The organism is Polaromonas sp. YR568, from assembly GCF_943372955.1.
In the GTDB taxonomy this organism is placed as follows: Bacteria; Pseudomonadota; Gammaproteobacteria; order Burkholderiales; family Burkholderiaceae_C; genus Polaromonas.
Genome location: NZ_CALSAL010000002.1, coordinates 355,177 through 378,788, shown reverse-complemented (window position 1 = coordinate 378,788; position 23,612 = coordinate 355,177). Strand labels below are relative to the sequence as shown.

At 64.8% G+C, this 23,612-nt stretch carries 28 protein-coding genes; 14 read left to right on the top strand and 14 right to left on the bottom strand.

The window, feature by feature from the left end; translation table 11 throughout:
- Positions 1-67: 67 nt before the first annotated feature.
- Positions 68-379: a 30S ribosomal protein S20 gene (gene rpsT / locus AAG793_RS07710; RefSeq protein WP_341906385.1), complete on the bottom strand. Its 312-nt coding sequence runs from the start codon at positions 377-379 to the stop codon at positions 68-70.
- 283 nt (positions 380-662) lie between these two features.
- Between rpsT and murJ the strand changes: the two genes are divergently transcribed.
- Together murJ and AAG793_RS07700 are read left to right on the top strand one after the other, a co-directional pair.
- Positions 663-2,228: a murein biosynthesis integral membrane protein MurJ gene (gene murJ / locus AAG793_RS07705; protein ID WP_341906383.1), complete on the top strand. Its 1,566-nt coding sequence runs from the start codon at positions 663-665 to the stop codon at positions 2,226-2,228.
- An 87-nt stretch (positions 2,229-2,315) separates the two neighbouring features.
- A complete protein-coding gene (locus AAG793_RS07700; RefSeq protein WP_341906381.1) occupies positions 2,316-3,167 on the top strand; it encodes a tetratricopeptide repeat protein in 852 nt (283 codons plus the stop codon).
- A gap of 4 nt (positions 3,168-3,171) precedes the next feature.
- On the opposite strand, the gene AAG793_RS07695 is transcribed toward AAG793_RS07700, so the two are convergent.
- Positions 3,172-4,176 carry a ParA family protein gene (locus AAG793_RS07695; protein ID WP_341906379.1) on the bottom strand — a complete coding sequence of 335 codons (1,005 nt, stop codon included), beginning with the start codon at positions 4,174-4,176 and terminating at the stop codon, positions 3,172-3,174.
- Between the two features lie 194 nt (positions 4,177-4,370).
- On the bottom strand, positions 4,371-5,411 hold the full coding sequence (gene purM, locus AAG793_RS07690; protein WP_341906377.1) for a phosphoribosylformylglycinamidine cyclo-ligase: 1,041 nt from the start codon (positions 5,409-5,411) through the stop codon (positions 4,371-4,373).
- A 232-nt stretch (positions 5,412-5,643) separates the two neighbouring features.
- Between purM and AAG793_RS07685 the strand changes: the two genes are divergently transcribed.
- The 5 genes from AAG793_RS07685 to folK are packed head-to-tail and all read left to right on the top strand — an operon-like array spanning position 5,644 to position 10,304.
- Positions 5,644-6,720: an AI-2E family transporter gene (locus tag AAG793_RS07685; protein ID WP_341906375.1), complete on the top strand. Its 1,077-nt coding sequence runs from the start codon at positions 5,644-5,646 to the stop codon at positions 6,718-6,720.
- Positions 6,721-6,777: 57 nt separating this feature from the next.
- A complete protein-coding gene (gene hda, locus AAG793_RS07680) occupies positions 6,778-7,464 on the top strand; it encodes a DnaA regulatory inactivator Hda (protein ID WP_341906373.1) in 687 nt (228 codons plus the stop codon).
- Complete coding sequence (locus tag AAG793_RS07675) at positions 7,461-8,138, top strand: HAD family phosphatase (RefSeq protein ID WP_341906371.1); 678 nt, start codon at positions 7,461-7,463, stop codon at positions 8,136-8,138. Before hda ends, AAG793_RS07675 begins: the two co-directional genes overlap by 4 nt.
- 6 nt (positions 8,139-8,144) lie before the next feature.
- On the top strand, positions 8,145-9,782 hold the full coding sequence (gene pcnB / locus AAG793_RS07670; RefSeq protein ID WP_341906369.1) for a polynucleotide adenylyltransferase PcnB: 1,638 nt from the start codon (positions 8,145-8,147) through the stop codon (positions 9,780-9,782).
- 3 nt (positions 9,783-9,785) lie between these two features.
- On the top strand, positions 9,786-10,304 hold the full coding sequence (gene folK, locus AAG793_RS07665) for a 2-amino-4-hydroxy-6-hydroxymethyldihydropteridine diphosphokinase (protein WP_341906367.1): 519 nt from the start codon (positions 9,786-9,788) through the stop codon (positions 10,302-10,304).
- A 6-nt stretch (positions 10,305-10,310) separates the two neighbouring features.
- Here folK and pdxH read toward each other — a convergent pair whose 3' ends face one another.
- Complete coding sequence (gene pdxH, locus AAG793_RS07660) at positions 10,311-10,961, bottom strand: pyridoxamine 5'-phosphate oxidase (RefSeq protein WP_341906365.1); 651 nt, start codon at positions 10,959-10,961, stop codon at positions 10,311-10,313.
- Between the two features lie 32 nt (positions 10,962-10,993).
- Between pdxH and AAG793_RS07655 the strand changes: the two genes are divergently transcribed.
- Positions 10,994-11,557, top strand: coding sequence for a nucleotidyltransferase family protein (locus AAG793_RS07655; protein WP_341906363.1), 564 nt, complete (start codon positions 10,994-10,996; stop codon positions 11,555-11,557).
- A 35-nt stretch (positions 11,558-11,592) separates the two neighbouring features.
- On the opposite strand, the gene AAG793_RS07650 is transcribed toward AAG793_RS07655, so the two are convergent.
- Positions 11,593-12,108 (bottom strand): superoxide dismutase family protein, encoded by a 516-nt coding sequence (locus tag AAG793_RS07650; RefSeq protein WP_341906361.1) that lies wholly within the window; start codon positions 12,106-12,108, stop codon positions 11,593-11,595.
- Positions 12,109-12,182: 74 nt separating this feature from the next.
- A complete protein-coding gene (locus tag AAG793_RS07645; protein ID WP_341907657.1) occupies positions 12,183-12,731 on the bottom strand; it encodes a gamma-glutamylcyclotransferase in 549 nt (182 codons plus the stop codon).
- A gap of 143 nt (positions 12,732-12,874) precedes the next feature.
- Here AAG793_RS07645 and AAG793_RS07640 point away from each other — a divergent pair, with 143 nt between their 5' ends.
- The 4 genes from AAG793_RS07640 to AAG793_RS07625 all read left to right on the top strand — a co-directional run bounded on the left by AAG793_RS07640 (position 12,875) and on the right by AAG793_RS07625 (position 16,832).
- Complete coding sequence (locus AAG793_RS07640) at positions 12,875-13,459, top strand: OmpA family protein (RefSeq protein ID WP_341906359.1); 585 nt, start codon at positions 12,875-12,877, stop codon at positions 13,457-13,459.
- Positions 13,460-13,648: 189 nt separating this feature from the next.
- The gene (gene edd / locus AAG793_RS07635) at positions 13,649-15,466 is read left to right on the top strand and encodes a phosphogluconate dehydratase (protein ID WP_341906357.1); all 1,818 of its coding nucleotides are present in this window, start codon (positions 13,649-13,651) and stop codon (positions 15,464-15,466) included.
- On the top strand, positions 15,457-16,113 hold the full coding sequence (gene eda / locus AAG793_RS07630; RefSeq protein ID WP_341906355.1) for a bifunctional 4-hydroxy-2-oxoglutarate aldolase/2-dehydro-3-deoxy-phosphogluconate aldolase: 657 nt from the start codon (positions 15,457-15,459) through the stop codon (positions 16,111-16,113). The genes edd and eda overlap by 10 nt, the downstream gene beginning before the upstream one ends.
- An 83-nt stretch (positions 16,114-16,196) precedes the next feature.
- Positions 16,197-16,832 carry a class I SAM-dependent methyltransferase gene (locus AAG793_RS07625; protein WP_341906353.1) on the top strand — a complete coding sequence of 212 codons (636 nt, stop codon included), beginning with the start codon at positions 16,197-16,199 and terminating at the stop codon, positions 16,830-16,832.
- 17 nt (positions 16,833-16,849) lie between these two features.
- Here the strand turns inward: AAG793_RS07625 and AAG793_RS07620 are convergent, their stop codons facing one another.
- The 3 genes from AAG793_RS07620 to AAG793_RS07610 are packed head-to-tail and all read right to left on the bottom strand — an operon-like array spanning position 16,850 to position 18,059.
- Positions 16,850-17,287: a YeeE/YedE family protein gene (locus AAG793_RS07620; RefSeq protein ID WP_341906352.1), complete on the bottom strand. Its 438-nt coding sequence runs from the start codon at positions 17,285-17,287 to the stop codon at positions 16,850-16,852.
- 11 nt (positions 17,288-17,298) lie between these two features.
- Positions 17,299-17,733 (bottom strand): YeeE/YedE family protein, encoded by a 435-nt coding sequence (locus AAG793_RS07615; protein ID WP_341906351.1) that lies wholly within the window; start codon positions 17,731-17,733, stop codon positions 17,299-17,301.
- Positions 17,733-18,059 carry a metalloregulator ArsR/SmtB family transcription factor gene (locus tag AAG793_RS07610; protein WP_341906349.1) on the bottom strand — a complete coding sequence of 109 codons (327 nt, stop codon included), beginning with the start codon at positions 18,057-18,059 and terminating at the stop codon, positions 17,733-17,735. Before AAG793_RS07610 ends, AAG793_RS07615 begins: the two co-directional genes overlap by 1 nt.
- Before the next feature lie 123 nt (positions 18,060-18,182).
- On the opposite strand from AAG793_RS07610, the gene AAG793_RS07605 reads away from it, so the two are divergent.
- Positions 18,183-19,103 (top strand): MBL fold metallo-hydrolase, encoded by a 921-nt coding sequence (locus tag AAG793_RS07605; protein ID WP_341906347.1) that lies wholly within the window; start codon positions 18,183-18,185, stop codon positions 19,101-19,103.
- Between the two features lie 19 nt (positions 19,104-19,122).
- On the opposite strand, the gene gloA is transcribed toward AAG793_RS07605, so the two are convergent.
- The 3 genes from gloA to AAG793_RS07590 all read right to left on the bottom strand — a co-directional run bounded on the left by gloA (position 19,123) and on the right by AAG793_RS07590 (position 20,943).
- Complete coding sequence (gene gloA / locus AAG793_RS07600; RefSeq protein WP_341906345.1) at positions 19,123-19,533, bottom strand: lactoylglutathione lyase; 411 nt, start codon at positions 19,531-19,533, stop codon at positions 19,123-19,125.
- 64 nt (positions 19,534-19,597) lie between these two features.
- The gene (gene maiA, locus AAG793_RS07595; protein ID WP_341906343.1) at positions 19,598-20,284 is read right to left on the bottom strand and encodes a maleylacetoacetate isomerase; all 687 of its coding nucleotides are present in this window, start codon (positions 20,282-20,284) and stop codon (positions 19,598-19,600) included.
- A 116-nt stretch (positions 20,285-20,400) separates the two neighbouring features.
- On the bottom strand, positions 20,401-20,943 hold the full coding sequence (locus tag AAG793_RS07590) for a PaaI family thioesterase (RefSeq protein ID WP_341906341.1): 543 nt from the start codon (positions 20,941-20,943) through the stop codon (positions 20,401-20,403).
- 76 nt (positions 20,944-21,019) lie between these two features.
- On the opposite strand from AAG793_RS07590, the gene AAG793_RS07585 reads away from it, so the two are divergent.
- Entirely contained in the window at positions 21,020-21,517 is a 498-nt protein-coding gene (locus tag AAG793_RS07585; RefSeq protein ID WP_341906339.1) for a MarR family winged helix-turn-helix transcriptional regulator, read from the top strand.
- Between the two features lie 30 nt (positions 21,518-21,547).
- Here AAG793_RS07585 and AAG793_RS07580 read toward each other — a convergent pair whose 3' ends face one another.
- The gene (locus AAG793_RS07580) at positions 21,548-22,213 is read right to left on the bottom strand and encodes a DNA-3-methyladenine glycosylase I (protein WP_341906337.1); all 666 of its coding nucleotides are present in this window, start codon (positions 22,211-22,213) and stop codon (positions 21,548-21,550) included.
- 15 nt (positions 22,214-22,228) lie between these two features.
- Entirely contained in the window at positions 22,229-23,491 is a 1,263-nt protein-coding gene (locus AAG793_RS07575; RefSeq protein WP_341906335.1) for an MgtC/SapB family protein, read from the bottom strand.
- Positions 23,492-23,612: the final 121 nt, after the last annotated feature.

Here is a 23,612-nt window from a genome sequence, read left to right as displayed (position 1 = left end):
TTTGAGCGCACCCTGCAAAACGGCGGACAGTCTGCTTGAGGCTGTCCGGGCGGTTTGCCTGACTGGGTCAGGCGGCCTTGGCGGGAGCCAGTGCCAGGGCTTTCACCTTGGCAGACAGGCGGCTCTTGTCGCGTGCGGCCTTGTTCTTGTGGAAGATGCCCTTGTCGGCAACCGTGTCCACAATACTCTGGGCCTTGGCGAACAGGTCTTTGGCCTTGTCCTTGTCACCGGCTGCAACGGCTTTTTCGACGTTTTTCACAGCGGTGCGGTATTTAGAGCGCAGCGAGGTGTTCGCAGCGTTGAGTTTGATGTCCTGACGGACGCGTTTGCGGCCCGACGCAAGGCGCGGGTTCTTTTTCTTGGGTTTGGCGGTAGCCATAAATAGTTTCCTTTAATCCTGGGGAGGAGTCTGCGGATGTTCAAAGCGAAGCCTTCCATTATAGCCCCCACGGTCGCTCACTGCGTGTAGCTCCCTGCCCCCCGAGGGGGCCGTCCGCCTGTGGCCCGGCTAAGCCGGTTCCACGGTTCCGCTGGTTAAGACAGGCCCTCAAGTGGCGCCCACTGAACTCCGTTCGTCCTGAGCCTGTCGAAGGATGGTCCTTCAGCTAGCGATAGGCCTGCGGCCCCCGCCTCGGTGGAAGCCCAGCCGGTAAACTCCGGCAGTGTCGTTATTCAAAGCCGCCTCCACCGTCTCCCTGTTCACGCTGGTCTCGCGCATCACCGGTCTGGCGCGGGAGCTGCTGATTGCCTCGACCTTTGGTGCGAGCGCCATGACGGATGCGTTCAATGTGGCTTTTCGCATTCCCAACCTGTTCCGGCGGCTGTTTGCCGAGGGGGCTTTCAGTCAGGCTTTTGTGCCGGTTCTGGCCGCCAGCAAGGCCAAACACGGGGAGGAAGCCACACGGGTGCTGATTGATCGGGTGGCGACCGTGCTCACCTGGGCGCTGCTGCTGACCTGCGTCGTGGGTGTGGCTGCAGCGCCGGTGCTGGTCTGGGCGATGGCCAGCGGCCTGAAGCAGGATCCGCGCGGCTTTGAGGCAGCGGTGTTCATGACACGCTGGATGTTTCCCTACATTGGCTTCATGTCGCTGGTGGCGCTGTCGTCAGGGGTGCTCAACACCTGGCGGCGTTTTGCCGTGCCGGCGGCGACGCCCGTGCTGCTGAATCTGTCGATGATTGGTGCGGCCTGGTTTTTGGCCCCGTGGTTCAAAACGAAAGGCATCGAGCCGATCTATGCGCTGGGCGCCGGCGTGATGCTGGGCGGTGCACTGCAACTGGCGGTGCAGGTGCCGGCGCTGGCGCGGCTGGGCCTGCTGCCCTCTATCGGATTCGGCTGGTCTGCACTGCGCGCGGCGTGGGCTGACGAGGGCACCCGCAACATCGCGCGGCTGATGGTGCCGGCTTTGCTGGGCGTCAGCGTGGCGCAGATCTCGCTGCTGATCAACACCCAGATCGCCTCTCACCTCGCGACTGGTAGCGTGAGCTGGCTGACCTATGCCGACCGCCTGATGGAGTTCCCGACGGCCCTGCTCGGCGTGGCCATCGGCGTGGTGCTGATGCCGCAGCTCGCAGCGGCCAAGGCGGCGGACGACGCCGAACGCTATTCGTCCATGCTGGACTGGGGCCTGCGCATCGTGGTGCTGCTGGCCTTGCCGTGCGCCGTGGCTTTGCTCACCTTTGCCCAGCCCCTGGTCGCCACGCTGTACCACTACGGCGCCTTCACCGACCGTGACGTGCAACAGACCACCGGCGCGCTGATGGGCTACGGCGTCGGTCTGCTGGGGCTGGTGGCGATCAAGGTGCTGGCGCCCGGGTTTTATGCCAGCCAGGACGTCAAGACACCGGTGAAGATTGCAGTGGTGGTACTGGTCATCACGCAGTTTTTGAACGTGGCGCTGGTGCCGCTCTTTCAGCAGGCCGGCCTGGCGCTGGCCATCGGGCTGGGCGCGCTGGTCAATGCCATCTGGCTGCTGGTGGGGCTGATCCGCCGCGGCAGCTATTCGCCTGCACCGGGTTGGGGCGTGTTTGCAGCGCGTGTGGTGGTGGCCAGCGCACTGCTGGGTGCGTTTTTGCTGTGGGCCGCCACTGCGGTCAGTTGGGTGGGCATGAAAACCCAGGCGCTGGAGCGCATCGGGCTGCTGGCTGCGGTACTGGCCGTGTCTGCGCTGCTTTACTTCGGAACGCTGCGCCTGACGGGCCTGCAGCTCAGACAGTTGTTGCGGCGCTGAAACGCCCCGGACAACCTATTCCCGAGCATCTTCCCAAGCCATGTCCGCAGGCTCGCAAGCGGTACGGCTTTGTGAGACAGTAGTGGCATGCAACTCAATCTGGCTGTACCGTCCCCGCTGCAGTACTTTTCCTGTCTCGTGGAAAGCGATGAGCACTTTCCCCTGCTCGAAGCAGCCATCTGTCTGGCGCAGGACGAATACCCCGATCTGGATGTGCAGCAGGTGCTGGGCGATGTCGACCAGCTGCTGGCCCGGCTCAAGCGCCGCCTGCCGGCCGATGCGCCTGCCTTGCAGCGGCTGCGCGGCCTCAACCAGTTCTTCTTTCACGACCTGAGCTTTGGCGGCAACGTCAATGACTACTACGACCCGGACAACAGCTACCTGAATGCGGTGCTGCGCACGCGGCGCGGCATTCCCATCACCCTCGCAGTGCTGTGGCTGGAACTGGCTGTGGGCCTGGGTCTGAATGCCCGCGGTGTGGCCTTTCCGGGGCACTTCATGGTCAAGGTCAACCTGCCGAAAGGTCAGGTGGTGATCGACCCGTTCAGTGGCCAGTCACTCAGCCGGGAAGAACTGGCCGAGCGGCTGGAGCCCTTCCGCCAGCGCAGTGGCGCCGCCGACGATCTGGATGTGCCGATGGGGCTGTACCTGCAGTCGGCCGCGCCGCGCGACATCATCAGCCGCATGCTGCGCAACCTGAAGGAAATCCACAAGACGCAGGAAGACTGGCCGCGGCTGATTGCGGTGCAGGATCGCCTGATCGTGCTGCAGCCCGAGGCCTGGATTGAGTACCGCGACCGGGGGCTGGCCTGGGCGGCGCACGGTGACTCGGTCCGTGCGGTGGCCGACCTCGAAACCTATCTGGCCCATGCCGAAGACGCGCTCGACATCGATGCCATGGTCGAGCGGCTGATGGAGTTGCGCCGCGGCGAGTGCTGAAAGCTCAGGAGCCGGTCTGGCGCTTGAGGAACTGCGGAATCTGCAGGCCATCCGGCAAATTCACATTGCGCGACAGCGTGGGCGCACTGGACGCCTGCACCGGCTGACTGACCGCCCGTGCCGTGCTGCGGGCCGACAGGCGTGCGCCATGCACCAGCGATTCCTGCGCCGGCATCAGGCTGCCCGGCAGCGAGCTGCCGAGGCGCGTCGGCGCCGCAGCTGGCAAGGTTTGCTCCCGCAGGGGCCGGCCGCCCAGCACGCGAGGCCCGTTTTGCGCGGGTGAGCTGGCCAACGGCGCGGGGTGTGCAGATACGATGCCCGTCATGGCGCCGGCTGCCGCAGCACCGTGCGCTGCGGAGTCGTTGGCGGCCTGCGGGGCATAGAGGGTGGGCCGCAGCCAGTCGAGGATCGGTTGCCACTGTTCCAGATCGGCGGCGACCGCGTTGCCCGGCAAGTCAAAAATGGTCATGCCCCGCTCCAGGCTGCGCACATAGAGCTGGGTTTCGCGCAGCACGCCGAGAAAAGGCAGCTTGAGGTCTTCAGACCATTGCCGCAGCGTTTCGGCGGCGTTGGTGCGCGCATCGATGCGCATGCCAATCGTCGCAAGGCGGCAGCGTCCGCTGGCGACGCGCGGCAGCGCCATCAGGTCTGCATGGCAGGCGGCGGCAGATTCGCGGTCAAACATCGAGTGGCACACCGGCATCAGGATGGCGTCTGCGAACATCACAACGCGCGCCAGCTCAAAGCCATGCATGCCGCCGGGGGTGTCGAGCACCACATGGGTGATGCCCGTGGGCACACGCAGCATGTTCTTCTGGTCAACTGCCCACGGGGCGATGGCGGGCAGTGCCGGGTCGCGCCGCTTGAGCCAGCTGCGTGCCGACTGCTGCCGGTCGACGTCGCCCAGCATCACCGAGCTGCCGTTGCGCGCGCACCATGCGGCTACGTGCGCAGCCAGCGTGCTCTTGCCGCTGCCTCCCTTGCGGTTGACGACTGCGATGACCGGCATGAATGCTCCTGAAGCGAACCAGCAGTACAGTTTGATACAAAGGAGTTAAAAAGTCCAGTCCACCCCGATTCAACGGGCGTTGCGCGCTCGTTTTTTCGTAGCAAAAAACGGACGTTGAGGCCGTTTGAGGGCGGAATGCCCCGGCTCACGCCGTAGCAGACGGCCGGGGTACGCTGTCAGCGCAGGGGACTCGCTCAGCCGACGACGACTGGCGCGCCCTCGCCACGCGGGGCGATCACGCCGATCTCATAGACCTTTTCGCCAGCGCTGCGCAGGGTGCTGGCCGTGGCGGCGGCGTTGGCTGCGTCCACCACCACCACCATACCGATGCCGTTGTTGAAGGTGCGGTTCATCTCGAAGTCGTCGATGCCAGCGGTCTTCTGCAGCCAGGCAAACAGCTCGGTCTGTGGCCAGCTGCCTTTTTTCAGGTGGGCGGCCGTGCCTTCGGGCAGCACGCGTGGGATGTTCTCCAGCAGGCCGCCGCCGGTGATGTGGGCCAGGGCTTTGATCGGGTGAGCTGCCAGCGCAGCCAGCACGTTTTTCACGTACAGGCGGGTCGGCTCCATCACTGCCTGCTTGAAGGGCTTGCCGTCCAGCGTGGCGGGCAGGTTGGTGCCGGCGCGCTCGATGCACTTGCGCACCAGGCTGAAACCGTTGGAATGCACGCCGCTGGAGGCCAGGCCCAGCACCACATCGCCGGGTTTCACACTCTGGCCAGTCAGGATTTTTGATTTTTCGACTGCGCCCACTGCAAAGCCTGCCAGGTCGTATTCGCCGGCCGGGTACATGCCCGGCATTTCAGCGGTTTCGCCGCCGATCAGCGCGCAGCCCGAGAGTTCGCAGCCCCTGGCGATGCCGCCGACCACCGCTGCGGCGGTGTCCACGTCGAGCTTGCCGCAGGCGAAATAGTCGAGAAAAAAGAGCGGCTCGGCGCCCTGCACCAGCACGTCGTTGACGCTCATCGCGACCAGATCAATGCCCACCGTGTCGTGCATGTTCCACTCGAACGCGAGCTTGAGCTTGGTGCCCACGCCGTCGGTGCCGCTGACCAGCACCGGCTCCTTGTAGCGCTTGGGTACTTCAAACAGGGCGCCAAAGCCGCCAATCCCCGCCAGCACGCCTTCGCGCATGGTTTTTTTGGCCAGTGGCTTGATGCGCTCAACCAGTGCGTCGCCGGCGTCAATGTCAACACCGGCGTCTTTGTAGCTCAGGGGGGTGGAGGAGGGGGTGGTCATGGTGTGCAGCAGGAGGGTGGGCTTGCGGTGAGGGGTCCAAGGAGGGGGACGCACGTCCTGTCAGCCCCGGCAAGCCCGATAGAATTGAGTACTGGATTCTAAAGGCTGCGCCTGCGGCCCCTCGGGACCAGCCGGAGCTGGCGCGGATGTCGCATGGATGTCGTTTCAGGCGCCATGGCGCTTGCGCCGCGTCTGTTGTGGGCGCTGCGAGCTGGACTTCCTTCAAGGACCTATGCAATTTTCCTCTACGCAAAAGCGTGCGGCCACCTGGGGCCTGATCGCTGCCGTCGCCGTGCTGGCCCTGTGGCTGCTCGGCCCGGTGCTGACGCCCTTTGTGGTGGCAGCGGTGCTGGCCTATGCGCTCACGCCGCTGGTGAACCGGCTGGACCACTTCGGCAAAGGCCGGCTGCCCCGCGTGGTGGCAGTGGTGGTGGTCGAGGTGCTGTTCATCCTCACGCTGCTCAGCCTGTTTTTGCTCATCATTCCCATCATTGCCAAGGAACTGCCCATCCTGCGCGAGCAGTTGCCGCTGCTGGCGGATCGGCTGAACACGCACCTGGCGCCATGGCTCAAGCAACTGGGGCTGAATGTGGCGCTCGACGTGGACAGCGTCAAGGCGTTTGTGCTCAAGTACCTCAATGCCAACTTCGAGGACGCGTTCGGTTCCCTGCTGTCCTCGCTGAAGCTCGGCGGCAGCGTGGCGCTGGCCCTGGTCGGCAACGCGGTGCTGATTCCCGTGGCCCTGTTCTACCTGCTGATGGACTGGGATCGTTTTGTCGCACGCATTGTGGAACTGGTGCCACCGCATCTGCGCAGCGGTTATGACAGCTTCACCGAAGAGGCCGACGGCGTGCTTGGCCAGTACCTGCGGGGCCAGCTGCTGGTGATGGGTGTGATGGCGGTTTTCTATTCGGTGGGTCTGGCGCTGTTTGGCCTGGATCTGGCGGTGCCCATCGGTGTGTTCACCGGGCTGGCGATGTTCATTCCTTATGTGGGTTTCGGGCTGGGCCTGGTGCTGGCGGTGCTGGCAGGCGCACTGCAGTTTTCTGCGCTCAAGGTGCTGGTCATGGTGGGCGTGGTCTATGGGGTGGGGCAGGTGCTGGAAAGCCTGTACCTCACACCGCGACTGGTCGGTGAGCGCATTGGCCTGCATCCGCTCGCAGTGATTTTTGCCTTGCTGGCGTTCGGGCAGGTGTTTGGTTTCATCGGCGTGCTGATTGCCCTGCCGGCCAGCGCGGTGCTGCTGGTGGGCATCCGCCGGGTGCGGGTCAGTTACCTGGCCAGCCAGCTGTACAACAAGACGGGTTGACTGTGTGTGGTGACCGCTTCCGTGTGGGTGAATTGTGGGTGACAGCGTGAGATTGCCGTGAAGCAGATCGCGCTGGACATTGGCCTGGCTTCGGCCCCCTCGTTCGCCAATTTTTTCGGTGGACCGAATGAGGCTGCGCTCAGGCATCTGGAGCTGTGGGCTGGCAACACGCTGCGCTCGCCGGTGCCCACCTACCTGTGGGGCGAAGCGGCCAGCGGCAAGACGCATTTGCTCAAGGCGGTGCGGGAAGCGCTGCGCGAACAGGGCGCGGCCAGCGGCTGGCTGGATGCCTCGATGCTGGAGCCACCTGAGTACAACAACGGATGGGCGGCGGTGATTCTGGACGACTGCCACCTCTACACCGCGGTGCAGCAGCAGGCCGCCTTCAACTGGTTTGTGAACGCTCTCAACGCCGCCGATGGCCATCCCCGCTGGGTGCTGGCGGCCGGCAATGTGCCGCCCGCCGATCTGGCCCTGCGTGAAGACCTGCGCACCCGCCTGGGCTGGGGCCATGTGTTTGCGCTGCAGGCCCTGACCGAAACCGAACGCCGCGCTGTGCTGCGGCGCGAGGCGGATGCCCGCGGCGTGTTCCTCAGTGACGAGGCGATGGACTTCATGCTCACCCGCTTCTCGCGCGATCTGGGCAGCCTGATGCAGTTGCTCGACCAGCTCGATGCCTACGCCCTGCAGACCAAGCGCGCCATCACCATCCCGCTCATCAAGTCCATGCTGGAAAGTGAATGACCTCAAAGAAAAAGATTGCCCTGTTTGACCTCGACCACACGCTGATTCCTAAAGACTCGGACTACGAGTGGGGCGAATTCACCATCGCGCTGGGCTGGTGCGACAGCACCGAGTTCAAGCGCCGCAACACCGAGTTCTTCGAGCACTACCGGGCAGGCACACTCGACATCCACGACTATGTGCGCTTTGCCACCCAGGCGGTCCGCGAGCAGGGCGCCGCGGCGTCGGCAGCGGCGCACCAGCGGTTCATGCAGGAGGTGGTGCAGCCCGTCATCACCCCGCAGGCGCTGCAGCTGGTGAATGGGCACCGTGCGGCTGGTGAAGAGGTGGTGATCGTCACGGCCACCAATGAATTCGTGACCCGCCCTATCGCCAGCGTGTTTGGCGTGACGGAGCTGATCGCGGTGGAGCTGGCGCGGGATGCCAGCGGCTGGATCACTGGCGAGATCAAGGGCACCCCGTCGTTTCGCGAGGGCAAGGTGACCCGCGTGGAACAATGGCTGGCTGCACGTGGGCTGGGCTGGGCCGATGTGGAGACCACCTTCTACACCGACTCGATGAACGACCTCGCCCTTCTGGAGCAGGCCACCCACCCGGTGGCCACCAACCCCGATGCGCGCCTGCGGGCCCTCGCCACAGAGCGTGGTTGGCGCATACTTGACCTGTTTATCTAGTTTCCCATGATCAAAAAATTCATCGACAAGCTGTTCGGCAAATCCGGCAGTTCAGATTCGGCAGCAAGCGCCAAGCGGGTCAAGAAATCACCTTACGGACAGCGACAGGACGTCGGGCCCGCCGAGCACGGCATTGACGTCAAGCTCGTGGATGACCGCGCCATGGACGTGGTGCGCACCCTCAAGGACGCCGGCTATGAGGCCTACATTGTGGGCGGCGCGGTGCGCGACCTGCTGGTCGGCTTGCGACCCAAGGATTTCGATGTGGCCACCGACGCCACGCCCGAGCAGGTCAAGAGCCTGTTCCGCCGCGCCTTCATCATCGGCCGGCGCTTTCGCATCGTGCATGTGGTGTACGGCCGTGGGCGCGAACACGAGGTGATTGAGGTCTCCACCTTCCGCGCCCATCTGGACAGCGCCGATGCGGAACAGGTCGGCGGTAACGAGCGCACCAGCAAAAGCGAACTCGCTGGCATGAAGCACGCGGTGGACGCCTCCGGCCGTGTGCTGCGCGACAACGTGTGGGGCCCGATCGAGCAGGACGCGGCCCGCCGTGACTTCACCATCAACGCCATGTACTACGACCCGGAAACCCAGATCGTGGTCGACTATCACAACGGCATCAAGGACGCGAAAAAGAAGATCATCCGCATGATCGGCAATCCGGTGGTGCGTTACCGCGAAGACCCGGTGCGCATCATCCGCGCTGTGCGCTTTGGCGCCAAGCTCAGCGCACTCGGCTTCAAGTTCGAGGACAAGACCGCAGCCCCGCTGCGCGAGATGAAGGGGCTGCTCGCCGATGTGCCGCAGTCGCGCCTGTTCGACGAAATGCTCAAGCTGCTGCAGACCGGCCACTCGATTGCCAGCATTGCCCAGCTCAAGATGCTGGGCCTGGGCACCGGCATCTACCCGCTGCTGGACGTGGTGGTGCAAAGCGCTGACGAACCTTTCCTCAAGCTCGCCCTGCAGGACACCGACCGCCGCGTGGGTGAAGGCAAGCCGGTAGCGCCCAGCTTTTTGTTGTCGTGCGTGCTGTGGGCCGATGTGCGCGAGGGCTGGGAGCGCCGCATGCGGCAGGGCGAGCACGTCATGCCGGCCCTGCAGGATGCGATTGACGACGCCTTCAACGCCAAAATTGGTGATGTCTCCGGACGCGGCAAGCTCGGCACCGACATGCGCGAAATCTGGACCATGCAGCCGCGCTTTGAAAAGCGCACTGGCAGCGCCCCGTATTCGCTGCTGGAGCAGCCGCGCTTCCGCGCCGGTTTCGACTTCCTGCGCCTGCGCGCCCAGACCGGCGAGATCGACACCGCGCTGTCTGAATGGTGGGAGACCTTCAGCACCGCCTACGACGACGAACGCCACGCGATGATTGAGCAAGTGCGGCTGGAGCAGCAGCAAAAACCGCAAGCCCCACGCGTGCGCGTCAAGCGTGCCGAGGGTGATCGCGCGCCTGCCGCCGGTCACGCGGCTGAGCGTGCGACCGATCCGGCTGACGGCCCTGCTGACGCAGAATCTGGTGAGGCAGCGCCTGCGCGCAAGCGCCGTCGCCGCCGCAAGCCGGGCAACCGCGGTGCTTCCGGCGCAGAAGGTGGTGGCTCTGCGGCCAGCGGTGCGAACAGCGGCGCTGGTAACGGCGAATAAACAGTGTCTGCGGAGCTGGCGCGTCCGCCCGTCCGTGCCTACGTGGGGCTGGGCGCCAATCTGGGTGATGCCAGCGCCGCGCTCACCACAGCGGTGAACGCCATGGCGGCGTGGTCCGACACGCAGGTGGTCGCGCGTTCCCGCATCTACAGAACCTCACCACTCGACACCGACGACGGGGGTGAAAAACCAACGGCTGGTGACGACTACCTCAATGCGGTGGTGGCGCTGGACACCACTTTGCCGGCTCTGGCGCTGCTGGCCCGGCTCCAGCAACTGGAGCTGCAGGCCGGCCGCGAGCGGCCTTACCGCAATGCCCCCCGCACACTGGACCTGGATTTGCTGCTGTATGGCAGTGGCACCGTGGATTCGGCTGCATTGACGGTGCCGCACCCGCGCATGCAGCAGCGGGCTTTTGTGTTGGTCCCGCTGGCCGAGATTGCGCCGGAGCGGGTCAGCCCCGCGTCGCTGGCGTCCGTGGCGCACCAGGCCATCACGCCGGTGGGTGCGTTTGGCGGCTGACCTGCCTCAGGGGGCCAGCCGCTCCCGCAGCCAGCCGCCGTCGTCCTGCTGCGTGTAGCGCAGGCGGTCATGCAGACGGCTCTTGCGGCCCTGCCAGAACTGCCAGTTGTCCGGCTTGAGCCGGTAGCCGCCCCAGTGCGGCGGGCGTGGCGGCTGCAGCAGGAACTTGGCTCCGTATTTGGCGGCGTTGGTCACCAGCACATTGCGGCTGGTAATCACTTCGCTCTGCGGGCTGGCCCAGGCGCCAATGCGCGAGTCCAGCGGCCGGCTGTGAAAGTAGGCATCGCTTTCCTCGTCAGAGACTTTCTCCACCACGCCTTCAATGCGCACCACGCGTTCCAGTTCAACCCAGTGGAACTGCAGGGCGGCAAACGGGTTGCCCGCCAGTTCCTGACCCTTGCGGCTGTCGTAGTTGGTGTACCAGACGATGCCGCGCTCGTCATAGCCCTTGATCAGTACCACGCGCGTCGAAGGCCGCAGGTTGCTGGCAACGGTGGCCAGCGTCATGGCGTTGGGCTCTGGCACCTGGGCGGCGATGGCTTCATTCAGCCACTGGCCGAACTGCTTCATCGGGTCGGCGTGCGAGGCATCTTCATTAAGCTCCGCCCGCTCGTAGCTTTTGCGGAGATCGGCGATGGAAGTGGAGGTGTCTGACATACTGGAAGTATAGGCAACCGACCCTTTCCGAGATGACCGCTCCCGCATTGCCCCTTGTTCTCGTCCTCGCCGCCGGACGCGGTGAGCGCTTCATTGCATCCGGTGGCACTACGCACAAGCTCGACGCGCTGCTGCAAGGCCAGCCGGTACGTGCGCATGTGTTGGATGCAGTGCGCGCCAGTGGTCTGTCGTACCACGTGGTGGAGCCTGGTCCGGATCGGGCCGGCATGGGCGATTCCATTGCAGCCGGCGTGCGCGCGACCGCCGATGCGCCGGGATGGCTGATCCTGCCGGCCGATCTGCCACTGCTGCGCAGCGAGACCTTGCGCCGCATCGCGCAGGGTGCTGGCAAGGGCGAGGCCGTCACTGTGCCCGTGTACTGCGGGCAGCGCGGCCATCCGGTGCGCTTTGCGGCGCAGTGCGGGCCGGCACTGATGGCCCTGAATGGAAATGAGGGAGCTGCCTCGGTGGTACGCACGCAGGCCGCGCTTGGCGCGGTGGCGCTCCTTGAGGTGGACGATGCCGGTACGGTGACCGACATCGACACGCTGGACGATCTGCGCCGGGCCGAAGCGCTGCTGCGTGGGCGGACTTAGCCCTCGCAGCAGTGCCCAGTGGCCATCCGCTGCGTTTAGCTGCGCGTGATGGTGGCGCAGGCCAGGCGCGGGCCAGAGTTGCCCGTCGGCTGGGTCTTGTAGTCGTCCGGGTCGCGGTGAACGATCAGGCCGCGGCCGACGATGTCACTGATGCCGGCGCCCACGGCGATGGTCCGCGAATCAAAGCTGAATTTGGCCACGCCACTGGCATCGGCCTTCAGGCTGGGCAGATCGCCGGCGTGGTGCGTGGCCACGCCGTGGTTGCCGTGGGGCTTGCCGTCGGGGTTGAAGTGGCCGCCGGTGCTCATGCCGTCGCCGCTGGAGCAATCGCCTTTCTCATGCACATGAAAACCGTGTTCGGCATTCGGCTTGAGGCCGCGGATTTCGCCGCTCACCCGCACCATGTCGCCGCTCTGCTGGAAATTCACGGTGCCTGTGGTGGTGCTGCCCGTGGTGCTCCGCAATTGGGCCACGGCTGCAGGGCCCGTCATGGTGCTGGCGCAGGCTGTGAGGGCGAGCGCGCTGGCGAGAAGGCTGAAACGAACGATCATGAAAGTCTCCGGTGGTGTAGTTATGAGAGCCTGACTCTAAGCGGCATTGCATGGGCCTGCAAGCCGGTCGGGCTTCAGTGACCCACCATCGCCAGCAGCTTGCCCAGCGCACGGTCTTCAATGCCCAGTTCGCGCAGCTTGTCGTACGTGAGCTGCGCGTATTCGCGGGTGGTGCCGTAACGGCCGCAGGCATCTGAAAAAATCTGGCGGTAGGTGTCTTCGCTCAGCACGCCGGTGTGGTTGGGGCTGCGTTTGGACAGCGTGAATGCCAAGCCTTTCACATCGCCCTGGTCGGTCTGGCAGCGCAGCCATTTCGGGTCGTACACGCCGTTGGGCATTTCGCGGGCCCACAGGGCGGGCAGTGCAGCCGCCACCTGCGCGCGTGGAATGCGGAACACCACGCCCTTGCAGCTCCCGCCATGCAGCAGGCCGAACACCAGGCCCGGGCACTCGGGCGTGCCGCGGTTCAGGCGGCTCCACATCTTCAGTGCCCGGTGATAGCCGTGGATGGTGGCAAAGCGTTTCTCGGTGAACTCGAACTCCGGTCGCCAGATCAGTGAGGCGTAGCCAAAAATCCAGAGATCGGTTTTGCCTCCCCATTCGCGGGTGATGACCTCCAGCATGTGGTCGGGGTTGCGACCCGGCGAGGGCGTGATGGGTGCGGGGGGGCGCGGGTTCTGGCGAGCGATGGAGGTCACCCCCGCACTTTACAATGCGCGCTCTGTTTGCGGTCTATTTGCGGTCAGTTTGTGAAGGGAGTCGGTTGATGTTTTCGCAGGACGACGAGAGTCCGCAGCGCGTGGCGTTGACGGTGGTTGGGCTGGTGGTCGGCGCCATGGTGCTGTCCGTGCTGGCGTTTGCGATGCGTGTTCCCGCAGCTTCGCGCGCTCCGGCGCCTTCGAGCGCTCCGGCGCCGGCAGCCGAAGTGGCAATGCCTTCCATTCCAGCCGTGGCGCCCACACCGCCGGCCACAGGCGATACGCCAACTCAGCAGAGTGCCCAGAGCATGCAGGCCCAAACGGATGCAGCCAGCGTCAAGGTCGAGCGCAACGTGGTCAAGTTCTACTTTGCCTCTGGCCGATCAGACCTCGCTGCAGGCGCTGCCGATGCGCTGGTGGGCCTGGTTCGCGCATCCGGGCCCAACGGCAAATTCGTGGTGTCGGGTTTTCATGACACCAGCGGCGACCCGGCCCGCAATGCCGAACTGGCCAAGCGGCGTGCGGTGTCCGTTCGCGATGCGCTAGTCGGCCTCGGTGTTACCGAGCAGCAGATTGAGCTGCGCAAGCCCGAATCCATCGCGGCGGCAGCGACAGACCCCGAGGCCCGGCGGGTGGAAATCACCCTGCGTTGAGCTTCTCTACGTCGGGTGCGCCGGGTTTCGTTACCACCCTGTAACTCGCGACCTGTTGCCGCGCCCGTTCACCGGTTACGATAGAACGTGTAATTTAGTTACACCCCGATCCGCGCTGCTGTGACGCGACCCCAGCGGTCCGATGCAAGCCCCGGAGTCGGCTTGTCTTTCACCACCGGGGTTTTTCACATGGCCATTCATCCCACCGTCGCCCGCGTCACCGCGCGCATCACGGAGCGCAGCCGTCCCAGCCGGACGGCTTACCTTGCACAGCTCCACGCCATGAACAGCCGTGCCCCGGGCATGGACCGCATGGGTTGCGCCAACATTGCCCACGGCGTGGCGGGCATTCCGCTGGACGACCGCTTCAAGGTGGTCACCCAGCGCGCACCCAACATCGGCATCGTCACCGCTTACAACGACATGCTCTCGGCCCATGTGCCGCTGCAGGGCTACCCGGCCCTCATCAAGGAAGAGGCACGCAAGCTCGGCGCCACCGCCCAGGTGGCTGGCGGTGTGCCCGCCATGTGCGACGGCGTGACGCAGGGCACCGCGGGCATGGAGCTGAGCCTGTTCAGCCGCGATGTGATTGCCATGGCCACCGCAGTGGCACTGTCGCACGACATGTTCGATGCTGCGCTGATGCTGGGCGTGTGCGACAAGATCGTGCCTGGCCTCTTGATTGGCGCGCTTCATTTTGGCCATCTGCCCACCGTGTTTGTGCCGGCAGGGCCCATGACCTCAGGCCTGCCCAACAAGGAAAAAGCCCGCGTGCGCGAGCAGGCCGCGCAGGGCCTGGTCGGGCGTGATGGATTGCTCGAAGCAGAATTGAAGTCCTACCACAGCCCCGGCACCTGCACGTTTTACGGCACTGCCAACAGCAACCAGATGCTGCTCGAAGCCATGGGCCTGCACGTGCCCGGCACCGCCTTCGTGAACCCGGGGGAGGCGCTGCGCGACGAGCTGACGCGTGAGGCTGCCCGCACGGTGCTGGGCATCGTCAAGTCGCGGCGCTACGCTCCTATTGGAATGGTTGTGGATGAGAAAGCCATCGTCAATGCCATGGTGGCCTTGCTGGCCACCGGCGGTTCTACCAACCACCTGATTCACTGGGTGGCCGTGGCGCACTCGGCTGGCATCGTGATCGACTGGAATGATTTTTCTGATCTCTCCGACGTGGTGCCCACGCTGTCCCATGTGTACCCGAACGGCAGCGCTGATGTGAACCAGTTTCAGGCAGCCGGTGGGCCGGGTTTCATCCTGCGCGAGCTGCTGGATGCTGGCTTCCTGCACAAGGACGTGCTGACCGTACGTGAAGGCGGCCTGCGCGAATACACCCGTGAGCCAGCCATGGGCGCAGACGGTCTGGCGTGGCATGCGCTCGGCGATTCGAAGGATGAATCCATCGTCCGCCCCGCGTCGCGGCCTTTCAGCCCGACGGGTGGCCTCAAGCTGCTGCAGGGCAATCTGGGCCGCAGCGTGATCAAGGTGTCAGCCGTGCCGGATGACCGGCATGTCATCGAGGCGCCAGCCCGGGTGTTTGATTCGCAGGAAGCCTTGCTCCAGGCTTTCAATGCTGGCGAGATGGAGCGCGATGTGGTCTGCGTGGTCCGCTGGCAGGGGCCGCAGGCCAACGGCATGCCGGAGCTGCACAAGCTGACGCCGCCGCTGGCCGTGCTGCAGGGCAAGGGCTTCAAGGTGGCGCTGGTGACTGACGGCCGCATGAGCGGCGCTTCGGGCAAGGTGCCTGCGGCGATTCATGTCTCGCCCGAAGCCGCAGCCGGTGGCCCGCTGGCCAAGGTGCGCGACGGCGACATCATTCGTGTGGATGCGCTCACCGGCGACTTGTTCGTCCGGGTGCCCGATGCTGAATGGGCGGCGCGCACGCCCGACGTGATGCCGGCAGAATTGCAGCAGGGCAACGGCGTGGGCGTGGGCCGCGAGCTGTTCGCTGGCATGCGCCGGCATGCGTTGACCGCTGAAGAAGGAGCCTTGTCGTGGATGTGAACCTCAACGTGAACGGAAAATTGACGGCCCTGCAGGTGATGCAGGACGCACCGGTGATTCCCGTCATCGTGCTGCACGATGCGGTGCAGGCGGTGGCGCTGGCGCGCGCGCTGGTGGCGGGCGGCATCCGCATGCTGGAAGTGACGCTGCGCACGCCGCAGGCACTGGCTTGCATCGAGGCGATTGCGCGTGACGTGCCTGAGGCGGTGGTAGGTGCCGGTACCGTGCGCAGCGCTTCGGATGCGCAGGCCTGCGCCATGGCCGGTGCCCGCTTTGTGGTGAGCCCCGGTTACACGCATGCGGTGGGTCAGGCCTGCCGTGATGCCGGGCTGCCGCTGCTGCCCGGTGTGGCGACTGGCAGCGAGATCATGATGGCGCAGGAAGACGGGTTCACCGAGCTGAAGTTTTTCCCCGCGATGCAGGCGGGTGGCCCCGCCATGCTGAAGGCCTGGGGTGGGCCTTTTGGCGATGTGCGTTTCTGCCCTACCGGTGGCGTGTCGGTGGCGAACGCGGCCGAGTTCCTGGCCTTGCCCAACGTGGTGTGCGTGGGCGGCTCGTGGCTGACGCCGGCCGAGGCGCTGGTGCACAAGAACTGGTCTCAGGTGACGGCACTGGCGTATCAGGCCAGTCAGCTCAAACGCTCATGAAACCCTAATGAAACGCTGATCGAACACCGATCAGGCACTGACGACTGGCGTATTGCTCCGATCGACTCTCACACAGGTTCCCGATGTCTTCAAACCATGCCGCCGCCCCCATCAATCCTGTAGACCGCTGGAACTCGCGCTTCTCCGAAGACGGCTACCTTTTCGGCACCGAACCGAATGCCTGGCTGCGTGAGCATGCCCATCATTTTTCTCGCGGGCAGCGCGTGCTCAGCGTGGCCGACGGGGATGGCCGTAACAGCGTGTGGCTGGCATCGCAAGGCCTGCAAGTCGATGCGTTTGATTTCTCGGCGGTTGGTGTGACCAAGGCTCGCCAGCTTGCCGCCTCGCGCGGTGTGTCGGTGAACTTCTGTGTCAGCGATGCCGACAGCTATGCCTGGCCGCAAGCCCTGCTCGACGGTGTGGCAGCCATCTTTGTGCAGTTTGCTGATCCAGCCATGCGCTCGCGCCTGTTCGCGAACATGGTGGCCAGCCTCAAGCCTGGCGGCACGCTGATTCTTCAGGGCTACACGCAGAGGCAACTGGTGTACAAGACCGGCGGGCCTTCCGAGCCCTCGCATCTTTACTCCGAGGCCCTGCTGCGGGAGTCATTCCAGGGGCTGGAGATACTGCAGCTGCGCGAGTACGAGGCCGAGCTGTCCGAAGGCACGGCACACAGCGGCCAGTCGGCGCTCATCGGGCTGGTCGCACGCAAGCGCTGAAACCCCCGCCGGGGGAATCACGCGGTGGCTTTTTGGACCGAAGCGCGTCGCTTTTCCAGCAACTCGAAGATCACCATGCCTGCGAGCATGGCGGCGACAAACACCACCGCTTTGGTTGAACCCATGCCAAGCGCGACTAGGCCGGGCCCCGGGCAAAAGCCCGCCAGTCCCCAGCCCATGCCGAACAGCACGCTGCCCACGATCAGCCGGCGGTCAATGTGCTGCGCGGTCGGCAGCTTCATCGGCGCGCCCAGCAGCGACACCGTGCGCTTTTTGCCCAGCAGAAAGGCGAAGAAGCCGACCAGCACGGCGCCGCCCATCACAAATGCCAGCGAAGGATCCCACGCGCCGGCTAGATCCAGAAAACCCAGCACCTTGGCCGGGTTGGCCATGCCGGAAATGATGAGGCCGAACCCGAACACCAGGCCTGCCAGAAGGGATGTCAAAACCCACATGAATGTTCTCCTTAAATGCCCAGCACGTGGCGGACGAGAAAGACGGTTGCAAATCCCGCTCCCATGAAGGCGGCGGTGGCGGCCAGCGAGCGCAGCGACAGGCGCGACAGCCCGCACACACCGTGGCCGCTGGTGCACCCTGCGCCGTAACGGGTGCCCACGCCGACCAGCAGCCCGGCAACGACCAGCGTGCTGTAGCCGGCATCCACCTGCATGGCTGGCAGTGCGGCAAACAGGGCATACACCAGCGGTGCACCGACCAGACCCGCCACAAAGGCCACGCGCCAGGCGACATCGTTGCGCACCGGCTTGAGCAGGCCACCCACGATGCCGCTGATGCCGGCGATGCGGCCGTTGAGCAGCAACAGCAGGGCGGCCGCCAGGCCAATCAGCATGCCGCCGGCCAGCGCATGCCAGGGAGTGAAAGCGTTCCAGTTGATCGACATCATTTTTCTCCTTCAGGACAGTATTGGCGATACAGCAGCGCCAGAATTTCCAGCGTCGCTGCATCAGCCACGCGGTAGTAAATATTCTTGCCCTCGCGACGCGTGGTCACGGTGCCCTCCTTGCGCAGCACGCTCAGTTGCTGCGACAGTGTGGGTTGGCGAATACCCAGAATTTCTTCCATCTCGCTGACGCACAGCTCTCCCTGCGAGAGTTGGCAGAGCAGCAGCAGGCGGTCTTCGTTGGCGAGCACTTTCAGGGCGCTCACCGCCTGCGCTGCCGCTTCGCGCAGGCGCTCAGGGTTCAGGACGGGGTGCGATGTTTTCATGGGGTTTTATGGGCAGTATTCAGTTTGCTTGCAAGTAGTATATTTAAATATATAATGTAAGTCAAGAGATTGTTTGAATTGATCCCACCGGCCTGACAACACGGTCGTGACAAGGAGCGAACCATGAGCACACCCATCGATAAGCCGACCAACAGCGCACCGCACATCGAAGCCTTTTTCGACCCGACCACCGGAACGGTGACCTATGTGGTGTCTGATCCTCAATCCGGGCGCGCCGCCATCATTGATCCGGTGCTGGACTACGACCCCAAGTCGGGCCGCACCAGCACCACATCGGCCGACAAGGTGCTGGCTTACCTGTCAGCGCAGGGCCTCAAGGTTGACTGGATTCTGGAGACCCATGCCCACGCCGATCATCTGTCGGCCGCGCATTACCTCAAGGCGCAGGTCGGCGGGCGCATCGCGATTGGCGAACACATCCGCGAGGTGCAGGCCACCTTCAGGACAATCTTCAATCTGGAGCCCTCGTTTGTGCCCGACGGCAGCCACTTTGACCACCTGTTCACCGATGGCGAGGTCTTCATGATTGGTGAACTGGAAGCGGTTGCTCTGCTGGTGCCCGGGCACACGCCGGCCGACATGGCCTACCGGGTCGGGTCTGCGGTGTTTGTGGGCGACACGCTCTTCATGCCGGATGTCGGCACGGCACGCGCCGATTTCCCCGGCGGCGATGCCCACAAGCTGTACCGCTCCATCCGGCGGCTGCTGGCCCTGCCACCAGAGACACAGATCTTCGTTTGCCACGACTATCCGCCCTCATCGACTGCGTCACCCGTCCCGCGCGAGCCGCACTGGCAGACCACGGTGGCCGAGCAGCGCGCGCACAACATCCATGTGCACGATGGTGTTTCCGAAAGCGAATTTGTCGCGATGCGCGCCGCGCGCGACGCCACGCTGGAGATGCCGGTGCTGATTCTTCCGGCCATCCAGGTCAACATCCGCGCCGGCGACATGCCGCCGCCCGAGAGCGACGGTGTGAGTTACCTGAAAATTCCGGTCAACCGCATCGGCAAGGCGGCGTAGCCAGGCGAACGGGGAGGGCTCAGCGCAGACCGGCGCCAGCTGCCATTTCAGCGCGCTGGATCAGCTCGATCTTGTAACCGTCCGGGTCGGTGACAAACGCGATCACCGTGGTGCCGCCTTTGACGGGGCCAGCCTCGCGCGTGACGTTACCACCGGCCGCCTTGATCTTCTCGCAGGCGGCGTAGGCGTCTGGCACACCCAGCGCGATGTGGCCGTAGGCGGTGCCCATCTCATAGCTGCTGGTGCCCCAGTTGTAGGTGAGCTCAATCTCGGCCTGCGCCGGATTGCCCTCGTAGCCTACGAACGCCAGGCTGTATTTGTACTCGGGGTTCTCCGAGCGGCGGATCAGCTGCATGCCCAGCACCTGGGTGTAGAAGTCAATGGAGCGCTGGAGGTCGCCAACGCGCAGCATGGTGTGGAGAAGTCGCATGGGGTGTTCCTGAAAATCAATATCGGATGAAGGGCGTGTGGCGAAGGGCAAAGACTGCCCGAACCTAGGCCGCAGGCGCGCCTTTCTGGCGGGCGGGCTCGGCCTTCACGAAGGCCTCCAGCTGATGGCACTGGGCCATGATGCGGTCAATGGTGGGCGTGTTCGGCACTTCAATCTTGAACACCTTCATCACCGCGATGATGCTGGCCAGGCAAATGTCAGCCATCGTCACGCTGTCGCCATGGCAGAAAGTGCCGGTCGCGCTTTCGGTGGCAAGCCGTTGTTCTACTGCCTGCAGGCCGGTGGTGAACCAGTGGATTTGCCAGGCGCGCCACGCCGCATCGTCAAAGCCGCCGGTGGTGGTGAGGTACTTCTTCACCCGCGGCGTGATCATCGGGTGCGTGTCGGCGGCCAGCATGGCAGCCAGCGAGCGCACGCGGGCGCGTCCGTGCAGGTCGGTGGGCAACAGCGCCGGCTGCGGATACATCTCGTCGAGAAACTCCAGAATCGCCAGCGATTGCGTGATGGGTGTGTGGAGCTGGCCATCGCTTCGCTTTTCACGGTCGATCAGCGCAGGAATGCCGCCGAGCGGATTGATCTTGAGGTAGGCCTCGCTGCGCTGTTCGTTGGCATCGATGTTGATGTTGTGCTCTTCCGGCTGCACGCCCTTGAGGTTGAAGGCTACGCGCACGCGGTAGGTGGCCGAGGTGCGCCAGAAGGAAAAAAGCTCAAAGCGGGGGGTGTCGGTCATGGGTGTTCCTGGGTTCTGGTGGGGCCGTGCCGCAGCGTGGCAAGCCGTACAAGAATAATCCACAACCCGCTTTTGTGCCGACGAAGGGCCGGCCCGCTCTGCAGCCCTGAGGTGCTTCAACCCTTGAGGTCAAACACCAGGCAGGTGGTGGTGGCGTGGGCGTAGAGCTTGCCGTCAGGCCCGACGATGCGACCCTCTGCCGTCGCGAGCTGTTTGCCGCAGTGTATGACGGTGCCGATAGCCCGCAGCGGCCCGGTGGCATGTGAGGCGGCGCGTACGATGTTCACGCTCAGCTCGGCGGTGGTGTAGCCGCGGCCGGCCGGCATCAGGGTGTGCACTGCGCAGCCCACAGCGGAGTCGAGCAGGGTGGCGTACCAGCCGCCATGCACGGTGCCCAGCGGGTTGTAGTGCTTGAGCTGTGGCGTGCCCTGAAACACCGCTTTGCCGGGGCTGACTTCCATCAATGCGAAATCCATGGTGTCGGCGATGTGAGGGTAGGGAATCTGGCCCGCCAGCATGGCTTGCATGATCTCCAGACCAGTCTTGCCCATCACCTGCGAAGGCTGGGCCAGCCCCGCCTGGCCACCGCCAGCCAGCAAGCGCTGGCGCACTGCCTGCAATTCCTCGTTCCACTGCATTGCTGTTTCTTCTGTGGTCATGTCGGCCCCCTTCAAGATAAAAATGATCAAGGTGATTTAAATTGCATATACAACAATTGTAGATACAATTGAATCCATGAAACAGGTCCCTGTCACCTCTGCAACAGATGGCGAACTCAAGGCCTTGCTGAGGGCCCAGGGCTGTACCAATCTGCGCCTGCGCCAGTTGATGCGCAGTGTGGCCCGCCACTACGACCTTGAATTCGCCAAGGCGGGACTCAAAGGCACGCAGTACTCGCTGCTCAGCCATGTGCTCAAACTCGGCCCGTTGCGGCCGGGCGAGCTGGCGCGTGGCATGCAGATCAACGCGTCAACGCTCACGCGCAATCTCAAACCGCTGGTCGATTCTGGATGGATCACGCTGTCTGCCGGCACCGACGCGCGCAGCCGCCTGGTCAGCATCACCGACAGCGGCAAGGCCAAACGGCAGGAAGCGCAGCTGCGCTGGAAAGCGGCGCAGAACAGCCTGAACGAGGTACTGGGCGTGCCGCGTGTGCTCGCCTTGCACGCGCTGATCGGTGAATCGCTGGAGCTGTTGTCAGCGCTGGGGCCAGACGACGCGCCGGATCTCTGATGCAGCGCCGCAGGGCCTCAGCGCACCGGCTCAGGCTGCAGGCGTGGCCCCGGGCTGCGGCGGCTGAAACGCCTTTCGTGCCTTCAGCGCCGCCGCACGGCTGGCACAACCCTCGATGTGGTCGTTGACCAGACCCATGGCCTGCATGAAGGCATACATCGTGGTCGGGCCGACAAAGCTCCAGCCGCGCTTTTTCAGGTCTTTGGACAATGTCACCGACGCGGACGCGGTGGTGAAGGTCTTCAGTGCGTCAAGCGTGATGCGAGCCGGGCGCTCGGCGGGTGTGGGTTCAAGGCGCCACACATAGGCGCCGAGCGAGCCGAACTCGCGGCGCAGCTCCAGCACGCGCTGGGCGTTGTTGATGGTGGAGGCAATCTTGCCCGCATGGCGCACGATGCCTGCGTCGGCCAGCAGACGCTTCACGTCACGCTGGTCGAAGCGTGCCACCTGCTCGGCGTCGAAGTTGGCAAAGCCGCTGCGAAAAGATTCGCGCTTGTTCAGGATGGTCAGCCAGCTCAGTCCAGCCTGAAAGCCTTCGAGGCAGATTTTTTCGAACAGCCGGCGCTCGTCAGCGACAGGAAAGCCCCATTCACTGTCGTGGTAGTTGCGGTACAGCGGCGTGGCCTGGCACCAGACGCAGCGCGTGGTGCCCGCTTCATCGGTAAACAGGCCGGGGGGTGGGGCGTCAGCAGGCATGGCCCATTCTAGTTTTCAGGTCAGCCACACACCGAGCCAGACCGCCGCGATGACGAGCACCAGCCCTGGCACGATGCGCGCCGCGTAAGCGCGGCCCCCTGCGTGGAAGGCCACCAGCGCCTTCATCAGCGAGTTGGTGCTCAGGCCGATGAGGACGGCCCAGAGGGCGGTGTCCAGTGGCAGTTTGTCGGCCTTCACCAGCGAGGCCGCCGAGGCGGCGGTGGCGTGGGCGTCCACCAGCCCGGTCACGGCTGCTGCCAGCAGCGTGCCGCGTGCACCCAGCCAGCCGCTGAGTGCCGCAGACACCATCAGCACGAGGCTGACGACCGCCGCAAAGGACACCGCAGTTTTCAGGTCAAAGGCGCGGCCCAGGTCTGGCTTGTCTGCCGGATCCTGTGGGTGGCCTGGCGCTGCCGTTCCGCGAGGGAAGAACAGCAGACTGTAGGCGCAGGCGGCGAGACCGCCCAGCAGCAGCGGCCACAGCAGCGCGTCAAGCAGTGCAGGCTGCACGGCCGTCACCACCACAGCGAGCTGGACGATGGTGGCAATGCTGGAGAGCACTGCGCCGGCCGTCGCGCCGTCTGCCTGTGCCCTGGACCCGGATGCACGCGTGCCCATGGCATGAATGGTGGCGGTGCTGGAGATGAAGCCGGCAGCCAGCCCCGCCAGCGGCAGGCCGTAACGCGGACCCAGCGCGCGCGTTGCGGCATAGCCAAGCGCACTGATGGCCATCACCAGCACCACCAAACGGGTGATCGCATAGGGATTGACGGCATCGAAGGGGCCCATGAAACGGTCTGGTGCCAGCGGCAGCACGATCAACGCCGCTGCCGAGAACAGCAAGGCGTCGTGCAACTCTCGCTCGGTCAGGATGCGGGACACAAAGTGATGCAGCCGGGTCTTGGCGGCCAGCAGCGCAGCCAGTGCTGCCCCCACGCCAGCCGCCAGCACGGCATGCCGCATCGCCAGCCCGCCGAGCAGGCAGGTCAGCAGCAGCGCGACTTCGGTGGTCATCCCGGGATCGGTCTCGCGCGTGCGCAGGTAGGCGGCCAGCGCCAGCGCGCCGACCACCGCCGTCACGGCCACCAGCACGGCCGTGCCGCCCAGCAGCACCGCGACGGCACCCAGCAGGGCGACGACGGAAAAAGTCCGTATGCCGGCGGCACTGCGTGTGGGCCCGCTGCCTTTGCGGCGCTCGCGCTCAGCGCCAATCAGCAGGCCGATGCCCAGCGCCACGCTCAGGCCCAGCAGCGTGGAAGCGTCAAGCGCGGTCGACACTGCGGCAGCTTCTGGCGGTATGGGTCATCGCCAAGGAACATGGTTGGGTCGAGAATGAAAGCAAGGGCGAAGCAAGGCAAATCGGCATGGTGAACTCCAGAAGCCAGAGGCCCAGTCTATT